The organism is Flagellimonas sp. B-3, from assembly GCF_056857835.1.
Map to the genome: position 1 here is coordinate 784,704 of NZ_JBSXNW010000024.1, position 18,473 is coordinate 803,176.

The window sequence follows — 18,473 nt, forward strand, 5'->3', positions numbered from 1 at the left end:
ATGCTTTTACAAATTAATAAAGAAATTATGTAACCTATAGTTCCACCGTAAAATATTATATGGGTTTAAGTTGGCAATCTTAGCTTTATTAAAACCCTAAACAAATGCTAACTATTTAATATGCTGCTGATTGTAAAGATTTTCCTATATTGTATATAAAATTTTATCAATCAAATAATTAAAACACTACCTAAAATGAAAAAGTTACTTCTGGCCTTTATTGTCGGCCTACTCTTCGCTCCTATGAACTATGGACAGAGTTTTCAGTTCAAAGCAGATGACATTGACATCGATTACAAAAAGTACACCTTAAAAAACGGCCTTACACTTTTGGTTTACGAAGACCATAAAGCCCCTATCGCTGCCGTAAATGTGTGGTATCATGTAGGGTCTAAAAATGAAAAGCCCGGGAAAAGTGGTTTTGCCCACTTATTTGAGCATTTGATGTTCAATGGAAGCGAAAACTACAACACCGATTATTTTCAAGCGTTGGAAAGTATCGGAGGAACCGACCTTAATGGAACCACCAACACCGATCGCACCAATTATTTTCAGAACGTACCTGTTTCCGCCTTGGATCAAGTACTGTTTTTGGAATCTGACCGGATGGGGCACTTGTTGGGAGCCATTGATCAGGAAAAACTGGATGAGCAACGAGGCGTTGTTCAAAATGAAAAAAGACAAGGGGAAAACCAACCTTACGGGATGCAGTGGGATTATTTAACCAAGGCCATGTACCCTAAAGGACATCCGTATTCCTGGACGGTTATTGGCGAAATGGAAGATTTGAACGCTGCCTCATTGGAAGACGTACAGGAGTGGTTCAAATCCTATTACGGTGCTGCCAATGCGGTAGTTGCCGTGGCGGGGGATATTGATGCTGAGGAAGTCCATCAAAAAGTAATCAAATATTTTGGAGACATTCCTTCGGGGCCTACCGTGGAACGCCAAGAGATTAATATTCCAAACAAAATATACGACTCCCGTCAGGAATATGAAGACCGTGTTCCTGAGACCAGGGTGCTCTTTGCTTGGAATACACCTCCGTTCGGATTCAAGGAAGACCTTCACTTTGATTTAATTTCCGCCATTCTTACCAGTGGAAAAAACTCAAGATTATATCAAAAATTCATTTACCAAGATCAATCGGCAAGTGCCGCCGTTTCTTTTCAGGCCTCGAGTGAGATAGCGAGTAGATTTATTACGTATTTAAATGTAAAAGAAGGAGAGGATCCCCAAAAACTGGAGCAAGAACTTGAGGCCGAAATCGATAAATTTATCAAAGAGGGTCCAACAGAAGAAGAACTCAAAAGGGTAAAGGCGAATTACTTTGCCAATTTTATCAAAGGTTTGGAACGTATAGGAGGCTTCGGAGGGGTTTCGGATATCCTGGCATCCAATCAAACCTACCATGGCGATGCATCCTATTATAAAACCAAGTTGAAGTATGTGGAAGAAGCGACCATTGAAGATTTAAAGAAAACTGCGGCCAAATGGCTTACCAAAGGAAAGCACGTTTTGGTGTGCAAACCATTTCCGGAATACGATGTCGTCGCGTCTTCAGTGGACAGAAGCAAATTGCCAGAACTGGGAGCGCCAAAAAGCTCAAAATTTCCAGAACTGCAACGCACCCAATTATCCAACGGGCTCAATGTGGTTTTGGCCCAGCGCGAAGGAGTACCGACCATAGTGATAAACTTAGTGGCCGATGCAGGTTACAAGACCGATCACTTATCCAGCCCCGGAACGGCCAAGTTGGCCATGAATTTGATGGATGAGGGAACCAAGGACATGGATGCCTTGGAAATCAACGAACAGCTCCAGTTGCTAGGAGCATCTTTGAGCACGTTTTCCAGCCAAGATGAATCAAACGTATACATGAGCACATTAAAACCGAGTTTTGATGCCAGTCTAGATCTATTTATGGATGTTGTGCTCAACCCCGTTTTCCCGCAAAAAGAATTTGAACGGCTTCAAAAAGAGCAGATCAATGATATAAAACAAGAAAAATCACAACCCATCTCCATGGCCCTACGGGTAATGAACAAATATCTTTACGGCGATGACCACCCATACAGCAGCCCATATACCGGAACGGGATACGAGGATACGGTTTCCAAATTGACCAGGGAAGATGTTGTTGCGTTCTACAATACTTGGTTTAAACCCAATAATTCTACCTTAATTGTTACTGGGGATGTGGAGATGGACGAGTTAAAGTCCAAATTGGAAAAAACACTGGGCAAATGGAAAAAGGGAGATGTGCCCAACATTGTTTTTAATGAGCCAAAGACCAATACAAAAAACACCCTGTACTTGATGAACAGACCAGAGTCGCAGCAATCCGTGATCCTTGCAGGGCATTTAACCGAAAAGTACGGGGATGTTTCCGAGATAGCCTTGGAGCAAATGGTGAATATTCTTGGAGGTGATTTTACTTCCCGGATCAATATGAATTTAAGGGAAGACAAACACTGGTCTTACGGAGCAGGAGGTTTTGTGATTGGGTCCAAGGAAGAACGCCCATTTATTGTGTATGCTCCGGTTCAAACGGATAAAACTGCGGAATCCGTAACCGAGATAAGAAAGGAAATATCCGAATTTACCTCTACACGGCCCGCAACCAAAGAAGAGCTTGAAAAGGTAAAAACCAATCAAGTGTTGAAACTCCCAGGACAATGGGAAACCAACAGCTCAGTCAACAGTTCGGTCAGGAATTTGGTCCGATATGATTTACCGGACGACTATTACCAGAAGTATGATCAAAATGTAAGAAATCTATCTGTGGACGATATCAGAAAAGTGAGCAATGAAGTTGTACAACCAGAAAAGGTAAATTGGTTTATGGTAGGCGATAGGGCCGAAATTATAGACAAATTGGACGAACTCGGTTTTGATAACATCATAGAAATTGATGCCGATGGCAATCCCAAAAAACCTGCGGTAAAACCCGTGGAAACGGATATTAAAAATTAAATTGTAGAGGAGGCTGTCTGAAAGCTTCAGATTGTCAGGTTGAGCGAAGTCGAAACCCATTGATTACGAACATCACTATAAGTTCTCGATTTCGCTCAACCTGACAAAGTCATTTTTTTTGAGCTTTTAGACAGCTTCTTTTTTAAAAATCAAATTTAAGCTGAACAAGTACCGACTCCTTTTTCTCGCTCTCTTTTTTCTTTTCGGTGTTCAGGTTGGCCAAGGAAATGCCCAACAAGCGCACGGAATTTTCTAAAGGTGATTGGTACAACAGCTCTTTGGCTGTTTCCAAAATAAGGTCTTTGCTTGCAATAAAATAGGGCAGTGTTTTGCTACGGGTCTGTAAGGTAAAATCGCTATACTTAATTTTTAGGGTGATAGTTTTGCCCGCTATTTTCGATTTTTGAAGTCTTCTTTCCAGCTCCGAGGCAATATGCTCCAATTTTTCCAGCATAAAGATTTCACTGCTCAGATTTTCAAAAAAAGTACGCTCAGCTCCTACCGATTTTGGAATCCGATGGGGCTTTACACTACTCAAATGTATTCCCCGTACCACATTGTAGTAGTAGCTACCGCTTTTCCCAAAATGCTTTTCTAAAAACTCCACAGGCTTTTGCTTTAGGTCCAGTCCGGTAAAAATGCCCAAGCGGTACATTTTTTCGGCAGTTACCTTGCCCACACCATAAAACTTTCGGATATCCAGGTTTTCCAAGAATTCAATGACTTCCTCAGGGTTTACCGTTTTCTGCCCATTGGGCTTGTTGTAATCGCTGGCAACTTTGGCTATAAACTTGTTTATAGAGATTCCGGCCGAAGCCGTTAATCCTGTTTTGTCAAAGATTTTGTTGCGTATTTCTTGTGCGATAAGGGTGGCCGATGGATTTCCTTTTTTGTTCTCGGTGACGTCCAAATAAGCCTCGTCCAAGGAAAGGGGTTCCACTAAATCCGTATATTCAAAAAAGATGCTCCTAATTTGCTTTGAAATCTCTTTGTAGCGATCAAAACGGGGTCTTACAAAAATAAGTTCAGGACAATTTCTTCGGGCAATGGTACCCGCCATGGCACTTCGCACCCCAAACTTTCTGGCTTCATAGCTCGCAGCCGATACCACACCGCGTTTGGAACCTCCACCAACGGCAATGGGTTTCCCTTTTAGTTCCGGGTTATCGTGCTGTTCTACAGATGCGTAAAAAGCATCCATATCCACATGAATAATTTTTCTTAACGGAAAATCGAAGTCCATTTTCAAATTTAGGGTATATTTAGTTTGATGGAACATTTGGAAATAGAACGAAAGTTTTTAGTTAAATCTGATGAGTTTAAGCAGAAGGCCACATCTCAAACCCGAATAGTGCAGGGATTCTTGAATACAGACCCTGATCGGACAGTAAGGGTCAGGATTAAGGGAGATAAGGGCTTTTTGACCGTAAAGGGGGCCAGCAACGAATCGGGAACCACAAGATTTGAATGGGAAACGGAAATTACTGCGGCAGAAGCGACCAACCTCATTGATTTGTGCGAAGCGGGCATTTTGGAAAAAATACGTTTTGAGGTGCCCTTTGGAAACCATTTGTATGAAGTGGATGAGTTTTTGAGCGAGAACAAAGGCCTCATTTTGGCAGAAGTAGAACTGAACCATGAAGACGAACGTTTTGAAAAGCCTGAATGGTTGGGTGAAGAAGTAACTGGTCAAATCCAATACTACAATTCCCAGTTAAGTAAAAAACCGTTCAGGGAATGGTAACCGAATCCCGAAAAGCAGCAAGAACAATCAATATATTGATTGTAATTAGTGCCCTTTTGGCCATTTACTTTGGTCTTTACGATGATAAGCAACTTTATATGCTATTTAAGCCGTTGACCACGATTTTGGTGATTGTTTTACTATTCTTTACTCCAAAAAGGAGTTGCGTACGATTGGGTAGAATGGTAACTATCGCCTTGGCTTTCTGTTTGCTAGGGGATGTTCTATTGCTTTTTGAAGACTATTTCTTGTTGGGCCTAGTTGCATTTTTATTGGCACATATCTTATTCTCTGTGGCATTTATCCAGTATATGGGATTTTACAAAAATTGGATCCCCTCTTTGATACTCTTTGGCATAGGCGGGGTATTGTTCTTCTGGTTAAGGCCAGGTTTGGGAGATTTGCTGCTGCCCGTTTCCATTTATGTGGTGATAATCACGTTTATGGCATTGCAAGGGGTGGGTTTGTACCTGCGTGAAAGGAACAATGCGCATGCATGTATGGCTATGGGGGTATTGTTTTTTATGCTTTCGGATACTCTATTGGCTATTGCCAAGTTCAAGACACCGTTTTACCTATCGGGGCCATTGATTTTGGCCACATATTGGTTAAGCATCAGTTTGATTGCGAACGCTACTCGCCAAATAGTTTTAAAAGGAAAAGATTAAACAAATCAATCCAGCTTCTTGTCCAAGGACAAAATGGAATGCAAAAGCACATTGGCACCATTTGCCATGTCTTCTGCCGAAGTAAACTCTTTGGGCGAGTGGCTGATACCCCCTTTGCTCGGCACAAAAATCATCCCAACGGGTGCAAATCTTGATATGTCCTGCGCGTCATGACCAGCACCACTGGGCATATATTTATAGGTTAATCCAAGAGCCTTTGCCGATGCCTCGATTTCCTTTTGAATGCTTGTATCGGTCAAGGCGGGTTCTGCCGTTGTGTCCAAGGGCAAAAATTCCACGGACACATCGGAAGCTTTGGCTATTTCCTCTGTTCTTTGCTTGATGGCATGATATACTTTTTGAATCACTTCGGAGGATAGGTCACGTATCTCTAAACTTGCAATGACCTTACCAGGTATTACGTTTGGAGCACCTGGCTCGGCCTTAATCCGACCTACTGTTCCTACTTGAGAACCTTCGAAGCTATTGGTAATCTCGTTTACGGCCACAATATATTTGGCTGCCGCCAGCAGTGCATCTTGACGGGCATTCATGGGCGTGGTGCCTGCGTGATTGGCAAAGCCTGTAAAGACAACATCCCACCAATTAAGGCCAACAATACCTTCGACAACGCCAATATCCAATTTTTCTTTTTCGAGTTTGCCTCCTTGCTCAATATGAAGTTCCAAGAAGGCTGCTAGGCTACCTTTTTTGCGTTTGGCCTCTTCCAGTTTCGTGGTATCTCCACCAATTCGCATAATGCCCTCACCCATGGAATATCCCGTAGAATTTACCACCGATAGGGCCGATTTTCCAAGGTTTCCTGCCATGGCCCTGCTTCCCATCACACCACCTTCTTCATTCGGAAAAATGATGACTTCAATCGGGTGGTTGGTTTTTATATTATTCTCGTTTAGGGTTTCAATCACTTCCAAAGCCGCCATAGAGCCCACACAGCCATCATAATTCCCACCATTGGGTACCCTATCAATATGGGAGCCAAAAGCAATTGGCTTTTTTGACGAATCTGTTCCATCCCGTTTTCCAATAATGTTCCCCGCTGCATCTACTTTTACCTCCATTCCAAAACCCTTTAGGGTTTTAATCACCCAATTTCGGGCCTCAATGTCCGCATCGCTAAAGGCAACCCGTTCGGTTTCGCCATTTTCCTGCAGTCCAAATTCAGCAAGATTAAATATCCTCTTTTCTAGCCGGTGTTGGTTTACTTTGAGGTCTGATTGTTGTGCAATTAAAATTCCAAGGGAAAAAATGGTCAATATAGATGTGAGCAATTGTTTCATAATTACCTGCTTTTTTGAAAGATAGGAATTTAGGAATAACTATTTTCAAAAAATTAGGCAGTGTTTTTTCTAGTGGGGGATTTTAATTCATGGTCCATCAATTTCCGTTCAGTAATTTAAAGGGAAATCTCTTAAAATTGATAGGAAGGAGTACTATTGTAAGGGGCTTTTTTGAAGATATTCCAATGTAAGAATGCCCCGTAGATTATTGATAATGATATGATCCAGCAATTCGTGGATGCTATATTCATCGAATAGATTGGCCTTTGAATACACGGTCTCTTCCATTCGGGACAAAAATAATGTACAGACCAATTCAACATTGACATTGTTTCTGACCTGCCCCAATTCTTGGGCTTTTTTTAAAAGGGGGCATACAACATTCCATACAATGTCCATTTTTAACTGGGCATATATTTCATAAGCCTTGGGATAATATTTGTGGAGCCCGTGCAGAAAAGCGGGGTTGATTTCCTGAAAGGTGATCAACCCTTGCTTATATATAAATATTACCGTGGTAAGGGGTTGGTCCTCGTTGGGGTTTTCGAGCATGTAATTGTCCACATTGGCCCGAATGTTGTCCAAGTAATACCCAAGACTTTCCTTTACCAGCTTTTCTTTGCTGTTGAAATGTTTGTAGAGGGTTTTTTTGGAAATACCCAGATTTTTGGCCAGTTCGTCCATGGAGAACCTTTTGCTCCCAAACTTGGTGAAGTTTTCAATGGCGTAGGCCAATATGTTGTTTTTATCCCCCAATACTATTGTTTTTATTTCCAACCTCCCCCAAGGGCCCTGTACAGTTCCACAATGGCACTAAGTTGGGCGTATTGTGTATCTACGTAATTGAGTTCGGAGTTCAATGCATTTTGACGTGCGGTCAATACTTCCAAATAATTCGCGAGGCCATTGTTCAAAAGCTCTTCGGAATAATCTTCGGCTGTTGAATAGGCTTCGAGTTCTTTGGAACGAGCCTCCATTTTTTGGGTTTCCGCTTCATAAGTATAAAGAGCATCGCTCACTTCTCTTCCTGCCGTGAGCAAGGCTTGTTTATAGCTCAACAATGCTTGTTCTTGTTGGGCCTTGGCAACTTCCATTTGGGTGCGCAACTGTCTTCCGTTAAAAAGGGGCTGTGTCAAAGAACCTACCAAGGTTGAAAAGAGTGAGCTTGCATCCAACCAATTATCAAATTCCAAACTCTGAAAACCTCCCGAAGCGGATAAACTCAAAGAGGGATATAGACTACTTTTGGCCACATTGGTCAATTCAAATGCATTAATGAGGCCATATTCTGCCTGCATCACATCTGGGCGATTGGCAAGCAGCAAGTAAGGCACCCCGGTGCTCAATTCCGTATCAATGGTTTGATCGTCCAAGTTGCCACGCTGTATTTTTTGTGGAGCTTCTCCCAATAGCATACTAAAGGCATTTTCCAAAAGTTTGATGTTGTTCTCAAGGTCGATTACAATAATTTCGGTGGTATGGACCTGTGCTTCGGTCTGTTTTACAGCGACTTCGGTCACCTGACCGGCATCTTTTAGGGCGATGGTGGTTTCCAGACTGTTTTTTCTGGCTTCCAAGGTTTGTTTGGCAACTTCCAATTGTTTATCCAATGCCATTAATTGATAGTAGGTGCTGGCTATGTTCGCCACCAATTCCGTTTTTACGGCTTGATGCGCGGTAACGCTCTGCAGATAGGCCGCACCAAAAGCTCTTTTATTACTTCTGATCTTGCCCCAAACATCGGCTTCCCACGATAGGGCGCCGGAGAGTTCGTACTGCTCCAGGGCACTAGTAAAAAAGCTCCCAAACTGACTGTTTCGCGAGTTTTTTGTCCGTGTGAAGCTGGCCGTTCCTGAAAGGGTTGGATAATACCCCGCTTTACCTTGTTTTACATACGCTTCGGCGGCCATTACGTTTTGCAGGGCAATCCTAATGTCAATATTATTCTCTAACCCTTCTTCAATATACGATTTCAACTGTTCATCATTGAACAAGTCTCTCCAAGATACATCTGCCATGGAAATACTGTCCTGTGGAAGGTTGTCCGTTCTGTATAGATTCTCAGTTTCTACCTCTGGTCTAGCGTAGTTTTTTGCCACAAAACAAGATTGTAGCAATAACGGTACCGAGAGTAACAGGATGAATTTATATATGGATTTTATTTTCATGTTTTTTAAGCTTTGTAATTAAGCATTGTTTACTTTGATGGATTCCGGTTTTCCTGATATGCGTTCTTGCAGCGCTTGGAACACTACAAAGAGCACAGGCACCGCAAAAACTCCCAAAATGGTTCCGACCAGCATTCCCCCAACAGCACTTACACCTATGGATTGGTTTCCTACGGCTCCGATTCCTGATGAAAGGGCCAATGGCAATAGACCAAATATGAAAGCGAAAGATGTCATCAAAATTGGGCGGAGCCTGGCACGTGCCCCATCTGCGGCAGCATCAAAAAGTGATAGTCCTGCCCGTCTACGTTGCAGGGCAAACTCCACGATCAAAATGGCGTTTTTGGCCAACAGACCGATCAACATGATCAGGGCAATCTGGAAATAGATATTGTTCTGCAAGCCTGCCAAGTTGATGAAAAGAATGGCTCCTGCTATACCAAAGGGCAGGGACAACAAAATGGAAAGCGGTAGTATATAACTTTCGTATTGTGCACTCAGCAAGAAGTAAACAAACACCAAACTCAATATAAATATGAGGATGGTCTGTGAACCGGCATTGCTTTCTTCCCTTGTAAGTCCAGAGTAATCGTAGGTGTAAGAAGTTGGCAATACTTGGGCTGCCACTTCTTCAATAGCGGTAATGGCATCACCGGTACTGTAGCCCGGATTGGGAACTCCTGTTATGCTTACCGAACTCAACAAGTTGAATCGTTGCACGACCTCGGGACCATAAATTTTCTTTAGGTCCACAAACTGGCTTACAGCGACGGATTCGCCATTGGCATTCCTAACAAAAATATGGTTCAAAGAGTTCTCGTTGGCCCGATCTTCGGGTTTGGCCTGGATCATAACACGGTACTGCTTACCAAATTTGTTGAAATCGGTAGCATAAATACCTCCAAAATAACCTTGGAGCGAATTGAAAATATCGGTTGCTGTCAACCCGGCCATTTTCACCTTCTCCATGTCAATGTCCAAATTGTACTGTGGAAAACCGGGGTCGAACTGCGAAATGGCATACTGGATTTCCGGCCTGGCATTGAGCGCTCCCAAAAATTGGTTTTTTACATCGTTGATGGAATTCCAATCTTCGCCCGTTTTGCTCTGAAGTTGTACTTCAAAACCGGAACTGGTACCAAAACCTTGAATACTCGGAGGCGTAAAGTAAATAATCTCGGCATCATTGAAACCTGCCGTAATTCCGTAAAGCTTTTGCATGGTCGCATTAACGGACAAAGAATCTGCATCTCTTTCGCTCCAATCTTTCAGCTTCATGATAGAGAATGCATAAGACCCGGCACTTACTCGGTTCAATAAACTGAACCCGGCCACACTCATTCTAGCGTCGATCACGTCCATGGATTCATATATGGAATCCAGCTTCATGATGGTTTCCTCTGTTTTTTCAATGGTTGTTCCCGGAGGCATGCTCACATTAACAAAAATCATCCCACGATCTTCATCTGGCACAAAACCAGAGGGGGTTGATTTGAACAGGAATATGGCCAGTGCACTAAAACCAAGTAAAAGAACAAGGGTTATCCATTTTCTTTTCACCAAAGTACCAATGGTATTGGTGTATTTATTTGTCATGGCCGTAAAACCAATGTTGAAGGCCTTAAAAAAACGGTTCAAGAAATTGGATTTTTTACCTTTTTCTGGATTATGAGGTTTTAGGAACAATGCCGCCAAGGCAGGACTCAAGGTCAACGCATTAACGGCTGATATTAAAATAGCAACGGCAAGGGTAATACCAAACTGTTGGTAGAAAACACCTGAAGACCCTTTGATAAAGGAAACCGGGATGAATACTGCCGACATTACCAAGGTAATGGAGATAATGGCCCCAGATATCTCGCTCATGGCATTTTTGGTTGCGGTTTTTGCAGAGTCGGCTCCTTCTTCCAACTTAGCGTGTACCGCCTCGACCACCACAATGGCATCATCCACCACAATACCAATGGCCAAGATCATGGCGAAAAGGGTAAGCATATTGATGGAGTATCCGAATAATTGTAGGAAGAAAAAGGTACCTACAATGGCCACGGGCACCGCAATGGCGGGAATAAGTGTAGATCTAAAATCCTGAAGGAAGAGGAACACCACAATAAACACCAAGATAAATGCCTCGATCAATGTTTTTACAACGTGATCGATGGAGGCATCCAAGAAATCTTTGGAGTTGAAGGGGATTACATAATCCAACCCTTTTGGAAAATCTGCTTTGGATTCTTCCAAGATGGTTTCAATTTCGTCGATGATTTCCTTTGCATTGGATCCAGATGTTTGGTAAACCCCCACAGCAACACCGGGGTTTCCCATACCAGAGTTTTTCCTAACGTAGCTAAGTGCCCCCAACTCGATTTCGGCAACATCTTTTAAGCGAAGAAACCCTCCGTCTTCAGTAGTTTTTAGAATAATGTTTTCATATTCTTTTACCTCGGAGAGCCGTCCTTTGTATTTCATCACATATTCAAAAATACCATCGGCATTTTCTCCAATTTTACCGGTTGCCGCTTCGGTATTCTGTTCTCTTAATGCCGCTTGGATATCGGCTGGCACCAAATTGTATGCAGCCATTTTATCAGGAGAGATCCATATCCGCATGGAATAATCTTTGGCCCCAAATACGTTAACGTTACCAACCCCTTTAATCCGTTGTAATTGCGGAACCAGGTTAATTTTGGCATAGTTCTCCACAAAGGTGGCATCGTAATCCTCATTCTCAGAGTAAATGGAGAAAAATAGCAATGCACTGTTTTGGGCCTTTTGGGTAGTTACCCCTGTGTTTATAACTTCTTGCGGCAACAAGCTGTTGGCCCTTGCAACTCGGTTTTGAACGTTTACCGCTGCAATGTCGGGGTCAACACCAAGTTCAAAAAATACACTGATGTTGGCCGCTCCATCGTTACTGGCGGATGAGGTCATGTAGGTCATGCCTTCCACACCATTGATTTGCTCTTCAAGTGGAATCACTACACTTTTTAGTACTGTTTCGGCATTGGCTCCGGTATAATTGGCGTTAACCTGAACGGTTGGCGGAGCAATCTCCGGATACTGTTCTACGGGTAAAGTACTAAGCCCCAGAATACCCAATATCATAATAATAACGGATATTACAGTGGAAAGTACAGGACGATCTATAAATTTTTGGAACATATATAATTTGTTCTATAAATGATTGATGGCAATTATTGTTTTACGGGATTGATGGTTTGACCATCTTTTAGTTTGGACACTCCTTCGGTTACGATGGTGCTTCCTTCTTCCAAACCTTCGTTTACGATGAACTCCTTATCGGTTTGTGCGACAATGTTCAATGGTTTTGTATTTACCGAGTTGTCATCATTCAATATAAATACCATTTTGGTTCCTTGGAGGTCAACCGTGGCAAATTGAGGGATAACAAAAGTATTTTCGTAGGTAGACGGCACCTTTATGGTTCCCGTACTGCCAGAGCTCAACAATTGGTTGGGGTTGTCAAAATCCGCCCTAAGGGTTACACTTCCTGTGGTTGGGTTGATAATGTTGTTCACCATGGCAATTTTTCCTTTTTGTGGATAGGTCTCACCATTGACCATTACAAGTTCTACTTCCGGAGTATTTTCAGATGAAATAGGAGTTCCTTTATCTGCCATTTCACTCTTCATTTGTAACAATTGCTTCTCGGTCATGGAAAAGTAGGCACGAACGCTACTAATGTCTGATACCACGGTTAGTGGCTCCCCCATGGTGCTGCTAACCAAAGCGCCCACTTTATAGGGAATCCCACCAATGTATCCGTTTACGGGGCTCACTATATTGGAATAGCCGATGTTGGCGGCAATACTGTTGTAGTTGCTTTTTGCCTGTTCCAATTGAGCTTTGGCGGTTTCCAATTGCACCTCGCTAATAATGTTTTTCTCAACTAAGGGAACCAGCTTGTCCACTTCCACCTGTGCCACATTTACAGCCGCTTTTGCAGCTTCGGCATCTTGGGAAAGCGTTTGTGTTTCCAGTTTAAAGAGCAACTGCCCTTTTTTTACTTGTTGTCCTTCTTCTACATATATTTTTTGAACAAATCCAGCAACCTTTGGCCAGATTTCTACATTTTGTAGACCTTGAATATTGGTGGAATACGAATTATATATTGTAATATCCTGTTTTTTAAGCGTACTGACTTTGAGCGAGGGTGCTTGAGGCGCAGTGGCTTGCTGTTGGTTTTTACCCCCACAGGACATTAACAAGAGCACACCTGTTGCTACTACTATTGATTTGATTGTTTTCATGAACAAACTAAGGTTGTTAGGGTTATTGTTGGGTTTATGACTGTTGGAGAGATTACTCATCTATAATGGATTCTAATTTTTTGATTGATTTTTTAAGGATTTTTTCGTTGTCGCTTACATAATCCAGATACACTTTGGTTCTTACTTGACCTTCTTCATATTTTTTAGGGCTATTTTTTTTATGATAGCCCAAAACCAAGGTGATTATACTTTTTTCGGTTTCCATACGACTCAAGTTTTCTTGAAGCTTGGAAAGAAAGAAGTTCTTTTTCTTAGCAGTGGTGAAATACCTTCTTCTATCACCGGGTTTGGTAAAATAGGTAACCAGGCCCATGTTTAATAAAAGGTTCAAAGAGGTAGAGGTAGAGCTTTTGCTTGCACCCCGTTTTTCCAAACAATCCTCAAAGGTGATTCCGTCCTCATCGGTTAAAATTAGTATTGCATATATCCGGGCGGCCAGGGGAGGTAAGTTGTGTTCCTTCTCTAAATGAAGCCCTAAAGTTTCTATTATTTCTTCCTTCGTTTTTTCCATAGATGGATTTTTGAAGGTGCAAAATTAATATTGGTTCGGAACAAACCGAACTAACAAAAACTAAATTTTTGTTAAAAGAAAGTGTTCGTTGACAAAACACCCATCAATCCTTAGCGAGAATCCCTTCCTTATCTATAATTGGAATTGTGGTAAGATGGTCTTCGGCAATAGTATGTTTAGGGAATAGGAACCTTTTTTCAAACAGTTTGTTTTCGGCAAAAAAGGTAACAAAGAATTCATTGTTGAGCGCCAGCACTTCTTCTTGCAGGAATTCAATTTTTTTAAAGGACTTGGGTTCAACAACCCCTATGCCGTGTCGCATGGTAGAGGTTTTTTTATCCTCGTCAAAACCTTTGGAAACAACAATGGTCATTTCAATCACATCTGTTCTGTTATTGATCAGATAGGCATTCCAGTCTTTGGACAGAAATTCATCGTTCCACTCGCGGATTACAGCAACATGAACATCCTTGGCTACGGGAATTTCAATATCCTTTTTCATAAAATGGTCTACAATGCGCTTTTGAATTGTTCCAAGAAGCGAACATCATTTTCGCTGAGCAGGCGAATGTCTGAAATTTGATGGAGCAACAACGCAATACGGTCTATTCCCATTCCAAAGGCAAATCCAGAATATACATCGGGGTCTATACCACAATTCTTAAGTACGTTGGGGTCTACCATCCCGCAGCCCATAATTTCCAGCCAGCCGGTTCCCTTGGTCATGCGGTAGTCCGTTTCGGTCTCTAGGCCCCAGTAAACATCAACTTCTGCGCTGGGCTCCGTAAATGGGAAATAAGAAGGGCGCAACCTAATTTTGGACTTGCCGAACATTTCCGATGTAAAATATTGCAAGGTTTGTTTTAAATCGGCAAAGGATACGTTCTTGTCCACATATAGGCCTTCTACCTGATGGAAAAAGCAATGGGAGCGAGCCGAAATTGCTTCGTTTCTATAAACCCTTCCAGGGGAAATGGTCCTGATGGGAGGTTTATTGCTCTCCATATACCTTACCTGAACTGATGAGGTATGGGTACGCAAAAGGATATCCGGATCTGTTTGAATGAAAAAAGTATCCTGCATATCTCTTGCTGGGTGGTATTCCGGAAGGTTTAGTGCCGTAAAGTTGTGCCAGTCATCCTCAATTTCGGGACCTTCGGAAACATTGAACCCGATTCGGGAGAAAATATCTATGATCTGGTTCTTTACAATATTGATTGGGTGGCGGGAACCAATTTCAACAGGCTCCCCGGGGCGTGTCAAATCCCCATATTTGCCAACAGTTTCTGTTTGGCTCTCCAAGGCTTCCTTAAGGGCATTGACCTTATCGGTAGCGGCATTTTTCAATTGATTGACAACCTTGCCAAAATCTTTCTTTTGTTCGTTGGGCACATTCTTAAATTCGGCAAAGAAACTGTTCAAAAGCCCCTTTTTTCCTAAATACTTAATTCGGAAGGCTTCAATTTCTTTTATTGAGGTTGAAGTAAACTTTTCTACTTCGGCGATATGTTCCTTTATGGTGTCAATCATGATTGCTTACGCTATTGGCGGACAAATTTAGCAAATTGTCCTTGAATATATAGGCAATAAGAAAATGTACTGCAATTCCACCCAAAAGATGCCACAGCCAATGTGTTCCCATCGGAAAGAAATTTTGATGCAGATCAATGCTCCTAAAGAAAATCGCAACTCCAAAAATTACGAAGGAGACAATCACAAAAACAATGTTCCTTCCTTTGGTCCGGACCAAATACCAAGCTATGGGAACAAGTATGGTTGCAGCCGTTATTACATACCCTAAAGAAATTCTCAATCCAGATGGAATGGGCAGCATCCGAAATAAAAAAGAACCCCCGAGCAACACGACGACCCAGAACAACCTCTTCCACCTAGATTTAACCAGCTTAAAAATAAAGTGGATGACCAAGCAGCACATAAGAGCATAATGGGCATCCAATCCAAACGCAACCAGAATTCGCGGCTCCGGGTGGCATGGTAGATGGTTCCACCAATATAACTGGTGCCAATTATGGGAAGCACCCATGCTAAAAATTGATGTTGCTTTGGATTTTTATACACTTTTATGCCCCAATAAATAATCAGGAACAAAAAGATGAGATTGCTATAGGTGTTAAAGGGTTCAATGGGAAATCTACCCTCAACGGTTTCCAGATATATAGGTCCTGAATCTTGTGGGAACTCTTGAAGAAGCATCAAAAACGTATATTATTCTTGGTGGTTTAAGTTTTTATCAACCCAATCCAAACAGGATTTAAAGTTTTTGAAGATATGTTCTTTTGGAATAAGGTCCGGGATAATATCAATACGTTCCAACATATAACGGGGCTGATCCAGAATATTCACCAAGAGTACAAGAATATCTTTTCGTTTTAAATCTTGCAATACATCTTCCATGGCATATAGGCCCGTTTGGTCCATATACTGCATTCTGCCCATTCGTATTATTACTGTTGAAGCATCATCGGGGATTTGCGAGGCCAGTTGTTGAAATTCGTTGGTAGATCCAAAAAACAAAGGACCTTTTATGTGTTTTATAAAAACTTCATCTTTGATTTTTTGGGGAATATTTTTTTCATCGGACCACGCTTCTTCACGCAAGGCCCTCACATTGGAACGTTGTGCTGTCAGATCTCCAATTTTTTTCATAAACATTAAAGAGGCAATTACAAGGCCGATTCCAACAGCATAGACCAAATTCCAAATGGATGACAATACCATTACTACCAACATGATGATAACTTCGGAACTGAGTTTTAAAGGCCCCAATTTTATGTCTTTGGGCAAGTGGGGAATGGCTTTTAGCCCTCTGTAATCCATCACGCCAATACCTACTGTTACCAAAATACCTGCCAATACTGCGGCGGGTATTTGTGATGCTACTGGCCCCAAGGCAAGTAAAATAACAAGTAATAGTAAGCCGGCAATCATACCGGATAGTCTTGTTTTACCCCCGGAGTTTATGTTTACCACTGTCCTGATAGTGGCACCAGCGCCAGGAATCCCCCCAAAAATAGCTGCAATACTGTTTCCAATGCCTTGGCCCACCAGCTCCTTGTTGGGTTTATGTTTGGTTTGGGTCATATTGTCCGCGACCACGGAGGTAAGGAGTGAGTCTATGGCACCAAGCAGTGCCAATGTAAGTGCAGTAAAAATATAGGGCGTGACAACATTAAGGTTGAAGGCTGTAAAAATTTCAAAATTGGGGATGGGTAACCCACTTGGAATCTGTTCAATGGGCCTATAATCTAACCCAAATCCAAAAGCCGCACCAGAAACTATGATCAGGGCAACCAATGTGCTGGGGATGGTCGTGGTTATTCGTTTAAAACCGTAAATAATGATAATGGTTGCCAAGGCCAAGGCCAATTCCAGCCAATCAATGTCCTTGAGTGCCCTGGGCAGTACTTTAAATGTTCCCATTACCCCCGATGCATCTTTTGAAGCCAAGGTACCGGCTTCTTTTAACATATCGGAATGTGAAATTTTTTCGGCACGCTTAATGGTTTCCGTAAAGTTCTCTAAAACCAAAATACCCTCTCCGGCCTCTTCATGCAGTATATTTTCTAAAATAGCCTCTTCGGCCTGGGGCATAAATTGGTTGACGTAGGCTTCATCTTCTTCTGGATAGTATCCTACGGCTGGTAATATTTGGGTAACTAAAATGATGATTCCAATAGCGGTCATAAAACCTGAAACCACAGGATATGGAATGTATTTTATATATTTTCCTAAGCCCAATAGGCCCAAACCAACCTGCATAATCCCTGCCAATAGGAAAACGGTTAAAATAGCGGGAAGTGCCTTGTTGATATCCCCGTCGTTAACGGCAATGATCCCTGCAACAACTACCATGCTCACGGCTGTCATTGGAGCGGTTGGGCCCGAAATTTGTGTGTTGGTTCCACCGAAAAGAGCGGCAAAAAAACTAATGAAAATTGCCCCGTACAAACCGGCGCTGGGGCCTAACCCAGAACTTACACCAAAGGCAAGCGCCAAAGGAAGGGCCACAATGCCTGCGGTAATTCCCCCGAACAAATCTCCTTTTAGGTGCTTAAACATGGTATAGTGTTGTTTGCGTAGCTTTAATATAACAATATTATGAATAAAAAATGCCGGTAGTAAAATACACCGGCATTTTTTACATAAAGTTATTCTGTGCTACAGAAAGGTAACTTTACCATCAGAGATATCATACATGGCACCGACTATGGCAATTTCTCCATTGTCTTCCATTTCTTTTAGAACGTTGCTTTGATTTCTGATGTTTTCCAAGGTCATTTCAACATTTTTGACCGAAACCGCATCCACAAACTCTAAATTTTTAGAGTTTCTTAAAGATTCATCTTTAGGTTCTTGGACAGCGGCCACGGCAGGTTCAATTTTATTGATCAATGCAGTAAGGTTGCCCAAGCGAGCATGGTCGCATGCTCCTTTTACCGCTCCACAGGCAGTATGCCCCAAAACTACAATGGTTTTTGTCCCTGCCAATTTGCAGGCAAACTCCATGCTGCCCAAAATATCTTCGTTAACAAAATTCCCTGCAATTCTTATACTAAAGATGTCTCCCAACCCTTGGTCAAAAACAAGCTCAGCGGATACTCTTGAATCAATGCAGCTTAAAATGGTCGCAAACGGAAATTGACCGTCCTTTGTATCGTTCACCTGTTCCAACAGGTTTCTGTTCGCTTTTAAGTTTTGTTGAAAACGCTGATTGCCCTCCTTTAAAAATTGAATGGCTTTTTCTGGCGTCATGGTTGCCTGGGTTTCTTTTGTGTGTGCTTTCATGCTAAAA

The 18,473-nt window shown here is 42.1% G+C and carries 15 protein-coding genes; 4 read left to right on the forward strand and 11 right to left on the reverse strand.

Going from position 1 to position 18,473, the window contains the following annotated elements; translation table 11 throughout:
* Positions 1-195: 195 nt before the first annotated feature.
* Positions 196-2,976, forward strand: coding sequence for a M16 family metallopeptidase (locus AC13CS_RS16075; protein ID WP_482888867.1), 2,781 nt, complete (start codon positions 196-198; stop codon positions 2,974-2,976).
* Positions 2,977-3,118: 142 nt separating this feature from the next.
* On the opposite strand, the gene dinB is transcribed toward AC13CS_RS16075, so the two are convergent.
* A complete protein-coding gene (dinB, locus tag AC13CS_RS16080; protein ID WP_482888868.1) occupies positions 3,119-4,219 on the reverse strand; it encodes a DNA polymerase IV in 1,101 nt (366 codons plus the stop codon).
* 27 nt (positions 4,220-4,246) lie between these two features.
* Here dinB and AC13CS_RS16085 point away from each other — a divergent pair, with 27 nt between their 5' ends.
* Positions 4,247-4,720, forward strand: coding sequence for a CYTH domain-containing protein (locus tag AC13CS_RS16085; RefSeq protein ID WP_293166000.1), 474 nt, complete (start codon positions 4,247-4,249; stop codon positions 4,718-4,720).
* On the forward strand, positions 4,714-5,388 hold the full coding sequence (locus tag AC13CS_RS16090) for a lysoplasmalogenase (RefSeq protein WP_482888869.1): 675 nt from the start codon (positions 4,714-4,716) through the stop codon (positions 5,386-5,388). Before AC13CS_RS16085 ends, AC13CS_RS16090 begins: the two co-directional genes overlap by 7 nt.
* A 5-nt stretch (positions 5,389-5,393) precedes the next feature.
* Here AC13CS_RS16090 and AC13CS_RS16095 read toward each other — a convergent pair whose 3' ends face one another.
* The 8 genes from AC13CS_RS16095 to pheS form a co-directional block, all read right to left on the reverse strand.
* Positions 5,394-6,689, reverse strand: a complete 1,296-nt coding sequence (locus AC13CS_RS16095) for a Zn-dependent hydrolase (RefSeq protein WP_293165996.1) — start codon at positions 6,687-6,689, stop codon at positions 5,394-5,396.
* Positions 6,690-6,842: 153 nt separating this feature from the next.
* Complete coding sequence (locus AC13CS_RS16100) at positions 6,843-7,445, reverse strand: TetR/AcrR family transcriptional regulator (protein WP_293165994.1); 603 nt, start codon at positions 7,443-7,445, stop codon at positions 6,843-6,845.
* Between the two features lie 11 nt (positions 7,446-7,456).
* On the reverse strand, positions 7,457-8,857 hold the full coding sequence (locus AC13CS_RS16105; protein ID WP_293165992.1) for an efflux transporter outer membrane subunit: 1,401 nt from the start codon (positions 8,855-8,857) through the stop codon (positions 7,457-7,459).
* An 18-nt stretch (positions 8,858-8,875) separates the two neighbouring features.
* Entirely contained in the window at positions 8,876-12,019 is a 3,144-nt protein-coding gene (locus AC13CS_RS16110; protein ID WP_293165990.1) for an efflux RND transporter permease subunit, read from the reverse strand.
* Between the two features lie 32 nt (positions 12,020-12,051).
* Positions 12,052-13,128 carry an efflux RND transporter periplasmic adaptor subunit gene (locus AC13CS_RS16115; protein WP_293165988.1) on the reverse strand — a complete coding sequence of 359 codons (1,077 nt, stop codon included), beginning with the start codon at positions 13,126-13,128 and terminating at the stop codon, positions 12,052-12,054.
* Positions 13,129-13,180: 52 nt separating this feature from the next.
* The gene (locus AC13CS_RS16120; protein WP_163625070.1) at positions 13,181-13,660 is read right to left on the reverse strand and encodes a GbsR/MarR family transcriptional regulator; all 480 of its coding nucleotides are present in this window, start codon (positions 13,658-13,660) and stop codon (positions 13,181-13,183) included.
* A 103-nt stretch (positions 13,661-13,763) separates the two neighbouring features.
* A complete protein-coding gene (locus AC13CS_RS16125) occupies positions 13,764-14,162 on the reverse strand; it encodes a hypothetical protein (RefSeq protein WP_293165985.1) in 399 nt (132 codons plus the stop codon).
* A gap of 8 nt (positions 14,163-14,170) precedes the next feature.
* A complete protein-coding gene (gene pheS / locus AC13CS_RS16130; RefSeq protein ID WP_293165983.1) occupies positions 14,171-15,190 on the reverse strand; it encodes a phenylalanine--tRNA ligase subunit alpha in 1,020 nt (339 codons plus the stop codon).
* Positions 15,191-15,420: 230 nt separating this feature from the next.
* Here pheS and AC13CS_RS16135 point away from each other — a divergent pair, with 230 nt between their 5' ends.
* Positions 15,421-15,606 carry a hypothetical protein gene (locus tag AC13CS_RS16135; protein ID WP_293165981.1) on the forward strand — a complete coding sequence of 62 codons (186 nt, stop codon included), beginning with the start codon at positions 15,421-15,423 and terminating at the stop codon, positions 15,604-15,606.
* Between the two features lie 280 nt (positions 15,607-15,886).
* Here AC13CS_RS16135 and AC13CS_RS16140 read toward each other — a convergent pair whose 3' ends face one another.
* Together AC13CS_RS16140 and AC13CS_RS16145 are read right to left on the reverse strand one after the other, a co-directional pair.
* Complete coding sequence (locus AC13CS_RS16140; RefSeq protein WP_293165979.1) at positions 15,887-17,740, reverse strand: SulP family inorganic anion transporter; 1,854 nt, start codon at positions 17,738-17,740, stop codon at positions 15,887-15,889.
* A 99-nt stretch (positions 17,741-17,839) separates the two neighbouring features.
* Positions 17,840-18,466, reverse strand: coding sequence for a carbonic anhydrase family protein (locus AC13CS_RS16145; protein ID WP_293165977.1), 627 nt, complete (start codon positions 18,464-18,466; stop codon positions 17,840-17,842).
* Positions 18,467-18,473: the final 7 nt, after the last annotated feature.